Annotated in this window: 15 protein-coding genes; 2 read left to right on the forward strand and 13 right to left on the reverse strand. The window is 60.8% G+C overall.

The window, feature by feature from the left end; genetic code table 11:
• Nucleotides 1–71: 71 nt before the first annotated feature.
• Genes QRN50_RS22365 through QRN50_RS22395 form a run of 7 tightly spaced genes read right to left on the reverse strand, consistent with a single transcriptional unit; the run spans nucleotide 72 to nucleotide 6894 of the window.
• On the reverse strand, nucleotides 72–1184 hold the full coding sequence (locus QRN50_RS22365) for an endo-1,4-beta-xylanase (protein WP_096127166.1): 1113 nt from the start codon (nucleotides 1182–1184) through the stop codon (nucleotides 72–74).
• Complete coding sequence (locus QRN50_RS22370) at nucleotides 1184–1927, reverse strand: inositol monophosphatase family protein (RefSeq protein ID WP_003400414.1); 744 nt, start codon at nucleotides 1925–1927, stop codon at nucleotides 1184–1186. Before QRN50_RS22370 ends, QRN50_RS22365 begins: the two co-directional genes overlap by 1 nt.
• On the reverse strand, nucleotides 1924–2685 hold the full coding sequence (locus QRN50_RS22375; protein ID WP_096127165.1) for a glycerophosphoryl diester phosphodiesterase: 762 nt from the start codon (nucleotides 2683–2685) through the stop codon (nucleotides 1924–1926). The genes QRN50_RS22370 and QRN50_RS22375 overlap by 4 nt, the downstream gene beginning before the upstream one ends.
• 6 nt (nucleotides 2686–2691) lie before the next feature.
• Entirely contained in the window at nucleotides 2692–3798 is a 1107-nt protein-coding gene (locus QRN50_RS22380) for an ABC transporter ATP-binding protein (RefSeq protein ID WP_003400409.1), read from the reverse strand.
• Nucleotides 3795–4688, reverse strand: coding sequence for an ABC transporter permease subunit (locus QRN50_RS22385; protein ID WP_024642447.1), 894 nt, complete (start codon nucleotides 4686–4688; stop codon nucleotides 3795–3797). Before QRN50_RS22385 ends, QRN50_RS22380 begins: the two co-directional genes overlap by 4 nt.
• A complete protein-coding gene (locus QRN50_RS22390) occupies nucleotides 4685–5578 on the reverse strand; it encodes a carbohydrate ABC transporter permease (protein ID WP_024659935.1) in 894 nt (297 codons plus the stop codon). Before QRN50_RS22390 ends, QRN50_RS22385 begins: the two co-directional genes overlap by 4 nt.
• Entirely contained in the window at nucleotides 5575–6894 is a 1320-nt protein-coding gene (locus QRN50_RS22395; protein ID WP_057458060.1) for an extracellular solute-binding protein, read from the reverse strand. The genes QRN50_RS22390 and QRN50_RS22395 overlap by 4 nt, the downstream gene beginning before the upstream one ends.
• A gap of 164 nt (nucleotides 6895–7058) precedes the next feature.
• Here QRN50_RS22395 and QRN50_RS22400 point away from each other — a divergent pair, with 164 nt between their 5' ends.
• Nucleotides 7059–8189 (forward strand): ROK family transcriptional regulator, encoded by a 1131-nt coding sequence (locus tag QRN50_RS22400; RefSeq protein WP_024642444.1) that lies wholly within the window; start codon nucleotides 7059–7061, stop codon nucleotides 8187–8189.
• A gap of 78 nt (nucleotides 8190–8267) precedes the next feature.
• On the opposite strand, the gene QRN50_RS22405 is transcribed toward QRN50_RS22400, so the two are convergent.
• From QRN50_RS22405 to QRN50_RS22430, 6 genes are all read right to left on the reverse strand, one after another.
• On the reverse strand, nucleotides 8268–9533 hold the full coding sequence (locus QRN50_RS22405; RefSeq protein WP_192873902.1) for a histidine-type phosphatase: 1266 nt from the start codon (nucleotides 9531–9533) through the stop codon (nucleotides 8268–8270).
• A gap of 7 nt (nucleotides 9534–9540) precedes the next feature.
• On the reverse strand, nucleotides 9541–11661 hold the full coding sequence (locus QRN50_RS22410; RefSeq protein ID WP_096127163.1) for a TonB-dependent receptor: 2121 nt from the start codon (nucleotides 11659–11661) through the stop codon (nucleotides 9541–9543).
• Between the two features lie 113 nt (nucleotides 11662–11774).
• Entirely contained in the window at nucleotides 11775–12200 is a 426-nt protein-coding gene (locus tag QRN50_RS22415) for an ExbD/TolR family protein (RefSeq protein ID WP_011269072.1), read from the reverse strand.
• Entirely contained in the window at nucleotides 12200–12928 is a 729-nt protein-coding gene (locus QRN50_RS22420) for a MotA/TolQ/ExbB proton channel family protein (protein ID WP_011269071.1), read from the reverse strand. Before QRN50_RS22420 ends, QRN50_RS22415 begins: the two co-directional genes overlap by 1 nt.
• A gap of 83 nt (nucleotides 12929–13011) precedes the next feature.
• Nucleotides 13012–13725, reverse strand: coding sequence for an energy transducer TonB (locus QRN50_RS22425; RefSeq protein ID WP_096127162.1), 714 nt, complete (start codon nucleotides 13723–13725; stop codon nucleotides 13012–13014).
• A 145-nt stretch (nucleotides 13726–13870) separates the two neighbouring features.
• Nucleotides 13871–14860 (reverse strand): serine hydrolase domain-containing protein, encoded by a 990-nt coding sequence (locus QRN50_RS22430; RefSeq protein ID WP_060405914.1) that lies wholly within the window; start codon nucleotides 14858–14860, stop codon nucleotides 13871–13873.
• A 312-nt stretch (nucleotides 14861–15172) separates the two neighbouring features.
• Between QRN50_RS22430 and QRN50_RS22435 the strand changes: the two genes are divergently transcribed.
• Nucleotides 15173–15994, forward strand: coding sequence for a phosphate/phosphite/phosphonate ABC transporter substrate-binding protein (locus tag QRN50_RS22435; protein WP_003400389.1), 822 nt, complete (start codon nucleotides 15173–15175; stop codon nucleotides 15992–15994).
• Nucleotides 15995–16003: the final 9 nt, after the last annotated feature.

The following is a 16003-nucleotide window of genomic DNA, read 5'->3' on the forward strand; positions in this document are numbered from 1 at the left end:
TCGTCGTTTTCAGGCGTCAGAAAGCGCTGAACCACTCTGGTTGTACTGCTGCCGTGAAAGCCGCGGAGCATCTAAAACCGCGCATCCTTCTGTGTTTGCGCGTTTTCGAAACAATGTGCGATCACCCAGCTCGCCGGCTTCACCTCACCTCGTGGGCCAAACGCCAATGCCCGTTGTGCCAACGGTCCGTTGCTGGCCGTGGCGCCGGCAACATGCGGGTTGTCCCATACACCCCAGGTGATAACCGTCGACACCGAGCGCGTAGCGAGGATCAGGTCCAGATAGTGCTTATAGGTTTGCGCAACCTTCCCATCGCGTTCTGAGATGGACCCCTTCAAGTGGCTGTCATCGACGTCCAGTTCCGTGATGTGGATCGACAACCCCATATCCCGCACTGCCAGAATAAAGCGAGACAGGCCCGAACCAAAGGTGTCGCCTGCACGCAGGTGGGACTGAATGCCCAGGCCGTGTATCGGAATGCCCCGCTGCTTGAGACCGCGCAGCAGGGCGAGCACGGCAGTACGTCGGCTTTCGCCGTAATGGGTATCCTTTTCCAGGCCGTAATCGTTGTAGCAGAGCAGGGCGTCCGGGTCGGCCTTGTGCGCAGCGTTGAAGGCTATGTCCAGGTAGCGAGGCCCGAGCATCTGATACCAGAACGAATTGCGCAGCCCGTCAGGCTGGCCGTCCTCCAGTTGGATGGCTTCGTTGACGACGTCCCATGCGCTGATGAGGCCACGATAATGGCTGGCGACGGTACTGATGTGCGCAGTCAGCACCGCCTCGGCGTTCGTCGGCGTGACGGTACGGTGAACCCAGTCGGGTAAAGAACGATGCCAGCAGAAGGTGTGCCCGCGCATACGCTGGTCATGCGCTTCGGCAAACGCCGCGATCGCGTCGGCGGGCGCGAAGTTGTAACGCTCCGGTTCGGGGTGGACGGTCTGCCACTTCAAGGCGTTCTCTGGCACTACGATGCTGGCCTGACGGGCGACCAGTTCCCGGTAGGCCGCGTCGTCATTCAGCTTTGCCGGATCAATCGCAAAGCCGAACCGTATGCCTTTCCCGGCTGCAGGCTGGCGCAACGCGGTAAAGGTTTCTGCCGCCAGCAGCCTGCTGTTCACAAAGGGCAGGCACGCCAGCAGGCGGACAAACGCAGTCCGAAAACTGCGTCGACTAGCCCGGCGCATCACGCACCAAAAATCCCCATCAGCTCCTCACGGCCTACCATCACCGTCATCGAGCCTTGTTTCTGTTCGCCTTCAATCGTGCACAACAATCCGGCTTCCCGGCAAATCACTGCACCTGCTGCGATGTCCCACAGGCTGGTGAATTTCTCCATGTAGCCGTCCGTTTGCCCCAAAGCGGCGAACGCCAGGCCGATGGTGGCGCAGCGATAACCGGCAAGGCCCCAGCCCTGTCGGCGCAGGCTCAGGTGCAGTTTGCCCATCTCTTCGGCATCCCAGCGGGTGTTTTCACCGACGCCAGCGATGCGCAGGTGCTCGGGTGGTTGCGGGCGGACAAAGGGGACGCCGTTGCGCAGCAAGCCATCGCCCGTGCGGGCTGCCAGGGTGTAGCCCAGTGCCGGGTAGGCGACGACGCCGATTTCGGGCTCGCCTGCCGACATGTACGCCACCGCGATTCCCCACAATGGGGTGCCCCGCAGGTAGTTGCCGGTGCCGTCGATGGGATCGATGACCCAGCCATCGGTGATGAACTCGCCGCCCATTTCTTCGCCGAGGATTGTATCGTCGGGGAAGTGTTTGCTCAGTTCTGCACGCAGCAGTTGTTCCACTTCAAAGTCGGCGCGGGAGACGAGGTCTTGCGCGCTTTTGGTGGTGATGTCGAGGGTGTGGCGGTCGTTAAAATACGCCATGGCCAGGCCAGTGGCCTGTTCTACGGCGTGCATGGCGACGCTGAGTCGGTTGTTCATTGCAGACAGCCTCCGTTCGGCAGGTTCAACAAGTCCGGGTAATCACTGAGAATCGACTGTGCGCCATGTTCCAGCAGGTAGCGCGCACGTTTCGGGCTGTTGATGGTAGCCACGGCGAATTCGACGCCGCTGCTTTTCAGGCGAACAAGGTGATGGTCATCGAGCATATCGTCAAGTAAGTGAAGTATTCGGCAGTCATATTCGGCCAACAGCGCGACCGGGTCGGCAGGCGCCACCACCGAGGCAATAGCCAGTGGTACGTCGTTCCATAAGCGTCGGGCGGCCGTTAGCGAGCGCACCGAAAAGCTGGAGACGAACAACCGGTCGTTGTCGGCGGGCCACAGATTTTTGAGGATCGGCATCACCACTTCCGCCGTCTCGACATCGTCGCCAATGGTCGGCTTGAGTTCGACCTGCAGACCCAGGTTGAGGCGCAGCGCACAGGCCACGATCTCTTCAAAGGTCGGGACCTGCAAACCGGCGAATTCAGGCGCGAACCAGCTGCCCGCGTCCAGTGTGCGGATAGCTTTCAGATCATGCAGCACGACGGCGCCGCGCCCGTTGGTGGTGCGGTCCAGCAAGTCGTCATGAATCACGACAGGCTGGCCATCGCGGGTCAGCTTCACGTCGATCTCGACCCACTCGGCGCCGCATTCGGCAGCTTTTTCCAGGGCCAGCAGAGTGTTTTCCGGCACGTAAGCCTTGGCACCGCGATGGGCAATCAGGGGCGAGCGGACGAGGGGAGCAGGTTTGAGCATGGCGGGTCACTTGGTGGTGTGGGAAAAGGTCACGAGCTGGCGCTGGCCGGTCTCGATATCGAACAGCAAGGGCGTGGAATTGATCGCCAGTCGAACCTGGGTGCCGGGTATCTGGTGTTGCCGTCCGGCGAGGCTGACAACGCAGCGCGTTCCAGCCAGTTGGCAATACAGCAGCGTGTGGCTGCCCAGATTCTCTGAAGACTCCACTGTGGCAGTCACGCCTTGTTGATCGAGCATGAAGGTCTCGGGGCGCAGGCCCATCAGCCATTTGCCGGTCCGGTTGCTGGCAATGCCGAGCTTGATGGGCAGGCGTTGACCATCGGCGAGCATCAAGAGCTTGTCGTCCAGGCAGTGCACCGGCAGCAGGTTCATGGGCGGCGTGCCGATGAAGCTGGCGACGAATGTGCTGGCGGGTTGATCGTAGATCTGCGCAGGCGTGCCGATCTGCTCGACACGGCCTTTGTCGAGAATCACCACGCGCTCGGCGAGGGTCATGGCTTCGGTCTGATCGTGGGTGACATACAGGATCGTCGCGCCGGTCTGCCGGTGCAGGCTGCGAATCAACAGACGCATTTCATGACGCAGCGCGCTGTCCAGGTTGCACAGCGGCTCATCGAACAGCAGCACCGGCGGTTTGCGGATCAACGCCCGACCGATGGCGACGCGCTGGCGCTGGCCGCCGGAAAGCTCTCCGGGCTTGCGTTGCAGTAGCTCTTCCAGACCCAGCGAAGCGGCGCACTCGCGGATGCGCTGCTCGCGTTCCTTGCGTGCAACCCGCGCCAGCTTGAGCGCGTAGCCGATGTTGTCGGCCACGCTCATGTGCGGGTAGAGCGCGTAGTTCTGAAACACCATGGCGCAGCCGCGCTCCTTGGGAGGCAGGCGCGTGACGTCACGGCCACCCATGAGGATCTGCCCTTGGCTGACCTCTTCCAGCCCGGCCACCATGCGCAGCAGCGTGGACTTGCCACACCCGGACGGGCCGAGGATCACGTTAAGCTCACCCGCCTTGAAAACCAGGTCGAGCCCGTGAAGGATGCGCTCGGTGCCGTAGGTTTTGTGCAGGTCCGTGAGGATAATATCCGGCGCGCAGGTAATAGGGGTGAGCGCGTTCATTTACCGACTCCGATCAGGCCTTTGACAAACCAGCGCTGCATGAGCGCAATGACGAGGATGGGCGGCAGCATGCTGACCACAGCAGCGGCCATCAGCAGGTTCCACTCGGGGACCTGGGTTGCATCGGTCGGCAGAAAGCTGGCCACGCCCAGTACCAGCGTGCGCATGTCCTCGCGATTGGTTGCCACCAGCGGCCACAGGTAGTCCTTCCAGGCGCCGATGAACACCAGCGTGCCGAGCGCAGCAAAGTTGGTCTTCGACAGTGGCAGCAGGATGTCGATGAAAAACCGCCAGGGCCCTGCACCGTCCATGCGTGCGGCCTCGACCAGCTCGGCAGGCAGCGTCTGGTAGAACTGCCGAAACAGAAAGGTGCCGGTCGCCGAGGCAATCAGCGGCAGGGCGAGGCCGGGGTAGCTGTCGAGCAAATTGATGGTCGGCAGTGGCAGCCACTGAATGCCCAGCCAGTGCAACAGGCTGCGCACGGGGCCGAGCAGATCGCTGGCCACGGCATACGTGGGGATGATCCGTACTTCCAGCGGCAGCAGCAGCGCCCCCAGCACGGCGAAGAAAATCACCGAACTGTAGCGGCTGCGAAAGTACACCACGGCAAAGGCCGTCAGCGCCGAGAGCGCCAGCTTGCCGATCACCACCAGCGTGGCGACCAGCAGGCTGTTGCCCAGCAGGCGCAGCAGATCCAGACGCCGACTGACCCGCTGCAGATTCTCCAACAGTTGGTCGCCAGGGATCACCGCAAGACCGTGGGCGAACAATTGCGGGTTACTGACGGTCGCCGAGCAGACCGCTATGTACAGCGGCCCCAACGCGAACACCAGGCCAAGGGTCAGCAGCAGGTAAGCGCCTGCGTTGAACAGCCGGTTATGCTCGATCATGCTTTCACCCCACGACGCTGGAAGCGCGACAGGAGTGTGAATTGGGCGACGCTCAGCGCCACCACCGCCAGCAGCATGAGCACTGACAGGGTCGATGAGCCTGCCAGATCCAGCCCCATGAAACCGTCGGTGTAAATCTTGTAGGCCAGCACATTGGTAGTATCGCCAGGTCCGCCTTGGGTGAGGGTGTCGACCAGGCCGAAACTGTTCGACAGGCTTTCCAGCAGGTCGATGACAAACACGAACAGCAGATAAGGCGCGATCAGGGGCAGTTGTATGTCGAGCATGCGCCGCAAGGGACCTGCTCCATCCAGTGCAGCAGCGGCGAGGTAGTCGTCGGGCACCGATTTCAGGCTGGCGACCAGCATCACGAAGTTGAACGGCACCAGGCACCAGGCATACGCCACGATCAACAACAGCATGCTCTGTATCGGGCTGGCGTAGGGCGCCCAGGTGCCGGGTGCAATCGCGTTGAACCAGGCGAAGATGCCCATCACCGGATTGGCCAGCACATGAAAGACGATACCGATGGTGGCGCCCGATACCGCGTAGGGCCAGATCAGCAGGTTGCGAAACACGGCGTTGCCGCGCAGTTTCAGTTCCAGGCACAGCGCAAGCACCAGTGCGATAAGGATCGAAAGCACGACGCTCGACAAGCTGAACACCAGTGTCGAGCCCAGCGACGCCAGCACGCCTGGGTCCCTCAGCACCCGCCAGTAATTGCTCAGGCCAACGAAGATTTCATTACCGCCGAAGGGCGGCACCAGATGAAACGACCACCAGATGGCCTGGACCGCAGGCCAATAAAAGAACAGGCCGAGCGCCAGCAGTTGCGGCAGGGCAAACAGCAGCGCCAGACGTGGCTGTGGGAAATGAGCACGGGGTTTCATGGCGTGGCCTCGCTCGACTCGTTGCTGGCCTGGGCGCGGTGCATCTGTTGAAACAGACCCAGCAGCTCGTTGGCCCGTAGCGTCGTCTGGCGCAGGGCCAGATCGATGCTCTGGCGACCCGCGAGCGCGTTCTCCATTTCCTGCGACCAGATCAGGCGCATCAGCGTGATGAAACCGCAGCGCAAAGGCGCGGAAGGCTGACCGTCGATATCGTCCAGTGCTGTCAGTCCGACCGTGATTGCCGATGGCTCGCTGGCTGCGGATTGCAAACGTGCAGCGGCGGCCTGGGTAACGGGCAGGTAGCCCGTTCGGGCGCTGAATATCAACTGGTTGTCCGGTTGCAGCACGAACGCCAGAAATTCCGAGACCAGCCGGTAATCCCTGACGGAATGCCCGCGCATGACCCACAGCGAGGAACCTCCGGGAACGTTGGCACGTCGCTGGGTGGCCGCGTAAATCGGCAGTGCCGTGACCTGGATATCGGATTTGAGCGTGCTGTGTACAACATTCCACGCCCCGGTGGAGTCGAGCAGCATGGCGCAATCGTCGGTGGCGAACGCCAGCGCCTGCTGCCCGCTGCGGGTTGCATCCTCATGCACCACCAATCCTTCGGAGGTCCATTGCGCGAGGTCTTTCATGAGGCGCAGATGGGGGCCTTCGTCGAACTGATAGCGGTCACCGCCTGCGGAGCGAATCGCAACGTCGGTGCCTTGCGCTGCGCTGGTTTGCTCAAGCCAGATCCAGGGGGCAAAGGCGCTGACGAGCGGACATTGCTGACCGTTTTTCTTCAGGGCCCGCAAGGCATCCGCAAAGGCTTCCCAGGTGGCGGGTGGCTCGCTGATCCCGGCAGCGGCCAGCGCCTTCCGGTGTGTATAAAGCACGGCTGTGGACGCCGCAAAAGGCTGCGCCGCGAGCGTGCCGTGGTCGTCGGCGTAATAGCGCCGCAAGGCTGGCAGAAAGGTGTCGTCGGGATAGGCCCTGTGATGATCGGCCATGATCGCCTCGACAGGTCGGGTGGCACCGCCCAGCAGCATGTCAGGCGTGGCGACGTCGTAAATCTCCACCAGTGCCGGGCCTATGCCCGCCCGGTAAGCCGCTACGGTTTTCTGCAGCGTCTGCTCATAACTGCCCTGGCGGACACAGTGCAGGCGATCACCTTCCTCGCGTGGCGCATTGAAGCTTCTGCACAGATCCGCGATGGCACTCCCGGCCGCGCCACTGTGGCTGTACCAGAACTCGGCCGGTGCAGCGGCGAAGGCGTTTGCGGCGAGCGACAGCAGGGCCAGCACGGAAAACATCTTACGGATGGAAGGCATGAGGACACTCACAAGAACTCAATGCCATTTAATACAGGTTGTGTGTAGTATTTGTGACCTGCGCGACTTTTATTAAATTTTCATGATTGAAGTGTGCAATGGATGGTGGGCGATACACTGCTCCACACGCCGACTGTTTTAATCTCATTTGATTTGAAGACTCCATGCCTCTCGACCTCGACACGCCACTTGATTCGCACCAACCGTTGAGCCTCAATGAACGCAAGTTGCTGGACATCCTTCGTCGTCGAGGTGCGATCACCCGTGCTACGGTTTCGACCGAGATGGACCTGGCTCAGCAGTCAGTGCACCGGCTCATCGAAGAGCTGATCAGCCGTGGCCTGCTGCGCAGTGGTGAGCGCGTCAAGAACGGCCGCGGTCAGCCCAGCCCGCGCATCGAACTGGTCAATGAAGCGGTGTATGCCATCGGTGTATCGATCAACACCGACTCGGCGGTGGTCTGCGTCGCCGACCTGGGCTGCAATGTGCTGGAACAGGTCACCCTGCGCACGCCGCCGTTAAGCCGCAACAGCACCCTGGATTCACTGGAAAAGACCATCGAACGCATGCTTCAGCGCAACGGCATTGAAGCGCAACGCGTCGTCGGCATGGGCTTCGCGATTGCCGGCTTTTTTCTTGAAAACCGCCAGATCAATGCACCGGAACCGCTGCGCGACTGGTCATTGATGGATCTGCAACCGGTGCTGGAAGAACGTTTCGGCATGCCGGTCTGGCTGGAAAACAACGCCACCACCGCGGCCATCGGCGAAAGCCTGGTCGGCGTGGGCGCCTGGGCCAGCAACTTCATCTACCTGTCCTTCAACTTCGGTTTCGGCGCAGGCGTTGTCATCAACGGCAAACCGTATTTCGGCAGCCACGGCAATGCAGGCGAGATCACCCTCTACAACGACGAAGAATCGATAAACCGCCCGGCCTTGCGCTACTTGCTGGAAGACTTGCATCAGAACGGCGTGCAGGTCGACTCGATCGAAGACCTACGCCTGCGCTTCGACCCCGACTGGCCCGGTGTGGATACCTGGCTGACGCGCGTCAAGCTCACACTGGATCGCCTGATCAACGCACTGGCGGGCCTGTTCGATCCGCAGGCCGTGGTGTTTGGCGGGCAATTACCGCCCGAATTGGGAAAACGTCTGATCGCCGCGACGACCTTCTGGGGCACCCATCGCTACAACTCCCCACCGCCTCGGCCCCAGTTATTGCTGAGCGAAACGAATGGGGACGCGGCGGTTCTGGGGGCAGCGCTGGTGCCGTTGAAGGAGCGGTTTTTTGTTTGATTCGTTGGGCGTTGGGTGGACAGGTATTGGCGGTTTTTGGGTGGTGCTGTTGACTGTTGTTGGGCCAAAGCTGGTGTTTCAAGGGTTGTCGTAGTGCTGTACCTCAGTCGCAGACCGATCGATGCGCTTTTCCATGTCGGCAACAAACCCGTTCATTGGCATCAATTGCTCTCCTGCATACCCCGGGTACTGCACCTGATACGGCGGTTCACCGGACAAATTGCGTAACTGGTCCAGGCTCTGCGCCACATAGGCAACGCTGACAAACTGCGCGCCCGTGCGGTCGTTCGCCCAGCGTTCAAACACGATAGTGCCGCCTGGTGCTGCGTCATTCTCGGGGTATTCGGCGATTTTCCAGTCAAAACCCAGCAGCGTTCGCAACTGCGCGATGTTGCTGTCGTGGCCTACGTACGCCAACCATTTGCTACCCGGCGGGCTGCCCACGGATGTCGGTTGCAGAGCCAGGAGGATTTGTCCGAGCAATTGCGAAGCACCCCGCTGGGCGATGTAAGGTACGTGATTGCTCAGCGCGTATTTGCCCGAACGCAAGGCCATCAAGCGCGATACGTCTGCAGCGGTGCGCCCTTCGCCAAACGCCACCTGGTCCAGTGGCAAGCCTTCGGCGTATTGCATGCGGAAGGTTTCGCTCATGGCCGCGCCCACGCTCAACGGTCCGCTGAGCCTGGTGACGCCTGCCTTCTCTTTCAGCGCCCAGGGTTGCTTGCTCAAGGCACAGGTCTTTTTCCCGCAGTTCGTCGGCACGCCTACCAATTGCTGCATGGCCAGCAACGGCGCGGCAAAGCGCTCGCGAGCTGCGTCGACGCTGCCACCCATGGCTGCCAGCATCGCCGCCTGGGTGCGCGCCGGGTCCAGCGGTGCCAGGCCATTTTCGCCGCCGTGGAACAGCCGGTCTTCACTCTCACGCCCATGGTGTACTGCTATGTTGCAGCCCGGGAACATCCCCTCTACCAGCGCTGCACCGGTGGCCTGGGTTCGCGCTACCGGGCTGGACCACACGTAGGCATCCCCCGCCTGCGGGCACTGCCCCGTCTTGAACAGCCCGAGCGAATCCAGCGTGTGGCGTTGCCATTGGCCCAGCAGCACGGTGGCAGCGCGGCCATGCTCGGTCAACTGACCGTCGCGGGCACCAAACGCTGGCCAGGTCCTGGCCGACCAGCGTTGCAACTTGGCGGTGTCGGTAGCCGGGCGGATACCGTGGCGCATCACCAGTACCACCTTGTCCAGGCGCAGGCCGGTGGTGTCCAGAGGCGCGGCCACCGATGGAAGCGCCAGGCACACGCCCAGCGCCAACCCCGCATACTTCAACAAAGTCGATTTCATCATCACGGGCCTAGAAGTCATAGCGGGTATTGAGGCTTAACGTACGTGGCGAACCTGGTTGCAGGTAGTTTTCCTGATAGTAGGTCCAGTACTTTTTGTTGGCCAGGTTGGTGAGGTTGGCACCCAGGGTCAGCGCATGACCATCGCCCAGACGCAGACGATAGCCGCCCCCTGCATCGAACAGGCTGTAGGCCGGGAGGGTATGCACGTTGCCCGAATCCACCGCCATTTCGCCGATACGCTGGGCGCCGGTGTGCAGGAACATCCCGGGCACCACGGGCACACGATAGGTAACCTGGGTTGCGGCCTGATAGTGCGCCGCACCGGCTGCACGGTTTCCGTCCACACCGTCTCCCGCATCGTGGTAGGCCGAGTCCAGTGACATGACGCTACCTTCCACTGTCAGGTCCGGCGTGGCATCGACGCTGGCGTTCAGCTCCAGGCCCTGATAGCGGATGGTGCCGCTTTGCACGTAGACGTTGGCGTCGTTGGTGTACTCGGCGCCACGGTCGATGCGAAACGCTGCGGCGGTGGCACTCCAGTTACGCTGCTGGGCTTTCACGCCCACCTCGTATTGCTTGCTGAGCAGCGGGCTCAGGGTCTGGTCGGAGTTGACTGCGCTGCTGGGTGCGGTGCCGCCGCTTTCCAGAGATTCGACGTAACTGGCATACAGCGTCACGTCCTGGGTCGGCTTGTACATCAACGCAACGGTTGGGGTGGCCGGCCGGGCCTTGTACGGCGTCACAGCGGAGGTGGCGGAGTCGTGGGTTTGCTCACGGTAGTTTTCGTTGCGCAGGCCAGCCAGCAACGACCAGTGTTCGCCCAGGCCGATGGTGTCGCTGGCGAACACCGCGCTTTCCTTGACGTTGCCGTCACCGTAGGTACCGCCGCTGTAGTCGATGTTGTACACCGAGAAGATCGTCGGGTTGTACAGGTTGCCCTTGCCCACGGTGGTCTTCGGGGTGACCACGGATTTGTCCGAGTTCAGTTGGGAATAGCTGGCGCCCAGTACCACATCGTGAGTGAACCATCCCGTGGTGAATTTACCTTCCAGGGTGCCCATGGTGTCGTTGTAGTCGTAGGCGTGGTACTCGGACGTCACCTTGTCGGTGTACGCGCCGGCGTCGCTGGAAATCTGGTATTGGTCCTTCACATAACGGCGTGTCGAATCGGAGTAGCGGTAGGCCAGCTTGCCGGTCCAGTCGGGAGAAAACTTGTAGGTGGCGCTCACGGTCGACAGGCTGTAATCGACATCGGTGTAGGAGCCATTGCTGTACAGGCGCTTGCTGCCGTCAATAGGGCTGGGCAGGGCGTTCTTGGTGTTGACGATGATGTCGGTGCCACCGCTGGTATTGCGTTTCTGGTACAGAGTGTCGAAGTCAACGCTCAAGTCATCACTGAGCTGCGCGTTCAAAGCCACGCCGACTGCCGTGCGGTTGACCTTGGCGTCACCCGAAGCGGCATCGCCTTCCTCGTGCACCACGTTGACCCGGTAGCCGAAACGCGGGTCATCCAGACGCCCTCCGGCATCCAGATGTTCCTTATAGACGTTGTCGGACTGGTAGCCGGCATCAACGCTGAGGGTGGTCTTGTCGGTAGGCCGCTTGGTTACGTAGTTGACGATGCCGCCCGGGCTGCCGAAGCCATACATGAAGCCCGACAGGCCTTTAAGCACATCGACCCGCTCGAACATCTCAAGAGGCATTTCCACGCCGCGGTTGATGTTGGCCATGCCGTCGACTTTGTAGCCGTTCAGGTCATCGAGGGGCAGGCCGCGCACGGCCAGTGTGGCGGGGTGGGTGCCATAGCTCGAACTGATGGAGGTGACCGAGGCATCATACTTGACAGCCTCAGACAGGATGCCCGCCTGACGGGCCTGGATTTCGTCGCTGCCTACGCTCTTGAACGAAAACGGTGTGTCGATCACCGCGTGGCTGCCCAAGGCGCCGCTGTTGGTCTGCTGGTGCAGCGCCGGCTTGCGCTTGGTGGCCTTTACCGTGACTTGAGGCAACGTGGCCAATGTACTGTCGTCGATGGCCGGTGGTACATCGGCAGCAAACGATGGCAAGGCCAGGGAGAACGCTGCGAAACCGAGACCTGCACGCACATACAACGAGGATTTGCGAAACATGACTGCACCTTCGAAAACGGCCGTTCACGGCCTGGTTGATTTCTGTCGCGCGCACTTCGCCGTGGCCGGCTGTAACAGCCGGCCAAGGGGGTTGGAGGAAGGCGGCGCGGTTGTTAAGGCGTAACGGCCTTGGTCACGAAGCCGATCTTGTCCAGGCCACCGGACTGCGCCGCGGCCATTACCTGCACCACCTTTTCATACGGGGTGTTGCGTTCGGCGCGCAGGTGCAACTCCGGTACCGGCTGACGCGCGGCGGCCTCGGCGATCAGTGCCGGCAAGTCGCTGTCGCCGATGTCGCGGTCGTCCCAATGCAGGTGGCCTTCGTTGTCCAGTGCCAGATCCACGGACGGCGGCGGTTTGTTGTCCTGCTGCGCGGCGGCCTTGGGCAGGTCAATCTTCACCGTGTGCTGGATGGCCGGCACGGTGATGATGAAGATCACCAACAGCACCAGCATCACGTCCACCAGTGGCGTGGTGTTGATCTCGGGGTTAAAGCCGTCCTCTTCCAGTTCATCCTCGCCCAGCAATCCACTGGCCATCAGACGAACTCCGCCTGGGCGTTGAACGTGCTGCGCGCAGGCTGCCCGCCGCGAGGGGTCGCACGGGCGCCGATCACCAGCAGGTCGTGCAGTTCGAAGGCAAACTTGCCCAGTTCAGCGAGGGTCTGCTTGTTACTGCGCACCAGCAGGTTGTAGCCCAGGGTGGCCGGAATGGCCACGGCCAGTCCCAGAGCGGTCATGATCAGCGTTTCGCCGACGGGGCCTGCGACCTTGTCGATGCTCGCGTCGCCGGTCAGGCCGATCTTCATCAAGGCGTGATAGATGCCCCACACGGTGCCGAGCAAACCGACAAACGGGGCGCTGGAACCCACGGTGGCCAAAATCGCCATGCCGCCCTGTAACTGTCCGCCCACGGTCAGGGTGGCTTGGCGCAAGGCGCGGGTCAGCCATTCGCTGAAGGCCGGCGGGTGCATGTCGCCATTCAGCGCATCACGGTGCTGGCGTGCGGCGCTGACGCCGGCCTGGGTCAGTTCGGCGTAGGCACTATGATGTCCCAGTTGTTGCACGCCATCCTTGAGCGTCGGTGCGTTCCAGAACGCCTCCAGCAACTTCGGTGAACGCAGGCGATGCAGTGCCAGGCGCACCAGCTTGTCGACCATCACGTACCAGGACGCAATCGACATCACCAGCAACGTCAAGGCCACGCCACGGGTGACAACGTCGGCCTGTTGCCACAAAACATTCAAACCCAGTGTTCCGGTGTCCATATGTATTTCCTTTCTTTGAGGTGAGCACTGCCCTGACCGGGAGGCCCGTCGATAAAAGATGGTGGGTTACGCCTGCGTGAGTGCTAACTGTCGAGCTGGAATCGCAACGGCACGATCACGTACACCGACACCGCATGACCCTCCTCCAGATGAGGCTTGAACAGTGCGCCGCGCACAGCCGTCCTGCCCGCCTCGTCGAGGTTGCCAAAGCCTGAGGAGCGTACGATGTCCACCGCGCCGGGCTTGCCGTGCTCGTCCACCAGCACCCGCAGGATCACGGTGCCCTCGTGGCCCTCTTCACGCGCACTGTCGGGATAGTCGGGTTGTGGTTCATGCACGTATTCGACGCCACGGGTGAGGGTCTTGGGCTGCGGCGGTGGTGCGGGAGTTTGCGCAACTACCGGTGCGGCAGCCGCAGTGCTGATGGTCGCGGGGGCAGACGTTGCGGCGGCCACAACGGGGCGTTGCATCACCTGCGGTTTGGCCGCGGGCTTGTGCCGGGCCACCGGCTGAACGGCCACAGACGCTGGTGCCGGTACGACCGGGGCAACGGGAGGCGGTGGCGTGGGCGCGGCACTTGCGGCTGGCGCCGGAGTCGGTTCATTGATAACCGAGGCGTAAATAGTACGAGTCACCTGCGGCGCAAGCGCAGGGGTCGATGACCCGGTCACCATGCTCAATGCCAAAATATGCACCGCCACCACCAGCGTTATCGCGCATCCTCGGCGCAGCAATCGCGAGGCGCTGCCGGCAGGCAATGGCTGAAGGTGCAGCAGGGGTGTCAGCGTCGCATCCACGATTGATTTCCTCCAGGCCGGTAGGCCGGGCACATCGGGCGCATTCCCTGCGAAAGTTGGGTCCGAGGCCGGTACAGGCACCTCGTAACGCGTGTCGGAGGAATATAGGAGTGACGAGTGACAGATACGTGACAGAGAAGAATTATCAAGTAAGCAGTTTGTGACGATTGCATGGTCGCCAACAGGCGTGACCGCATAAGCGGTCATCCGGCCAACCATAAGGCCTACGGCTAACGGACTTTGATGCCCTCAGCCCCTGCCGCACACGTTGCATAAGTTGCCCGACAACGATGGCTTCAATAGCACCTTCACTGGCATTCGCCTCAAAAGCAGCGCAGCAAGCCGATGCGTCGCCGTCGCAGATGCGGTAGACAGCAATGACGCTGCCTGGCCCGCAGCCTGTGTGCCCGGATAGAGAATACCCACCGTCAATCGAACCTTGCATCAAGCCCAGGCCATAGCCCGGCGTGATCCATGGGCGCCCGGGAATCGGGCCGCCCAGTGTTCGTGCTGTCTGCATTTCCTGGAGCAGGCCCGTGGAGAGGAGGTCTGCGCAGAGAAGTCGATCCAGAAAGAGCGCTGCTTGCGAAATCGGGCCGATCAACAAACCGTGGTAAACCCAGGCGGGGTCATAATTCGAGGTACTTCCCTGATGGGTCGTTTGTAAATCGGCTCGTGTTTTAGCAAAGCGCACGTTCGAGATGCCCAGAGGCGAAAGAGCACGTTGAATCACCGCATCATCAAGCGTCAGATCAGTCAGCCGTTCAATTAGCCTGCCGATGAACAAGTAGCCGAGATTCGAGTAACGCCAGCCGGTTCCGGGACTGTATCGAAGTCGAGTACCGTCAAGACGTCGCATCATTTCATCTGCCGGCCAGGCGGGGTCACCGCTGGCAACGGCGGTGTGATACTGCGCAAGTTCTCCGTAATCAGCCAGGCCTGCCTCGTGCCGCAGTAGCTGGCGCAAGGTGAAAGGCTGGTCGGGAATGGGGGCGTCCAATCCGATCAGTCCGTCACGCACCAACGATAGGGCTGTCGCAGCCAGGACCGTTTTCGTAAAACTCCACCAGGGGGCGATCAGTTCCAATCGCTCTGGCGTGTGTGGCTGACCATTTGACAAGAGTGAAATGAGCATTGGCTTCCCTGGAATGGTGAGCGGATCGACAGCCCGACAAGAGATCTCAATTATTCTTCTTCGCCGGGGTGAAGTCAGCCGTTTGTACTGTACTAAGCGACTGTTTTGGGCAGACAGCTGCCTGTGGCGGGGCCGGCAGGTGTGTGGGCTGGCCGATTAACATTTATTCATGCAGTCGATACTTAAGATTCAAGCGCCTCGGCCGATTATATGAGATGGCTGAGCTTAAGTTAGTGCTCATCCTCGTTGGCTAATAAGTTCTTATGTAGGTGGAGTGAACAAGTGAAGTTACGCCTAAGCTGCAAAGCTATCATGATCGCCCTGTCTGTTGCCTTGTCGAATGTGGCGACTTCTGAAGAGCTTAAAGTGTACAATTTTTCGCCTGTCAATCAATACAATCTTAATCTTTCAGCCAGTTTTTGGAATCCCATCATAAAGTACGTGTCCGAAAAAAGCGGCGTGAACCTCACGCTGAAATTAGGGCGAACCTCCTCGGACACAACCAGTTATGTGCTCGCGCAAGAAGTTGATTTCGCGTTCACCAACCATCTATTTAGCCCCGAACGCGACAAGATGGGCTGGACGGTGTTTGGTCGCCGTGACGCGCCTGCCCTCGAAGGACAAATCGTGGTGCCTGTCGACTCGCCAATTCATAGCCTTTCGGAGCTAGCGGGCAAAGAAGTTGTTTACCCGGGACCCGAAGCGTTTATTGCTTATAAAGTCACCAGCTCGGAATTGGTCAAGCAAGGCATCAATACATCTACGGTGTTTGCAGGAAACATGGACGGTGCGTTCAGCCAACTCCTGAGTGGTAAGGCTCAAGCGATGGGGGCCAACTCACAGCTTGTAAGCGGCTACACGGAGAGGGAAGGGAAGTCGTTCCGCGTACTGTGGAGTTCGGCCTCGTTCAATGATTTAGCCCTGATGGCATCCCCGCGGGTTTCTAAAAAAGAACGTGATGCGGTCGCCAACGCATTTCTGAATATGCAACATGACGCCGACGGTAGCAGGATTCTGCGTGAGGCAACCGAGCTCGTCCATGCACCGGCACCGATTACGTTCATTCCTGCGACGGAAGCGGATTATGCTTCCTATCGAGATTTTTATAAAAGTTTGCCGGCAAACCTTAAGTAAATAATTTCA

It is taken from the genome of Pseudomonas sp. MEJ108, assembly GCF_030208985.1.
Classification (GTDB): domain Bacteria; phylum Pseudomonadota; class Gammaproteobacteria; order Pseudomonadales; family Pseudomonadaceae; genus Aquipseudomonas; species Aquipseudomonas fragariae.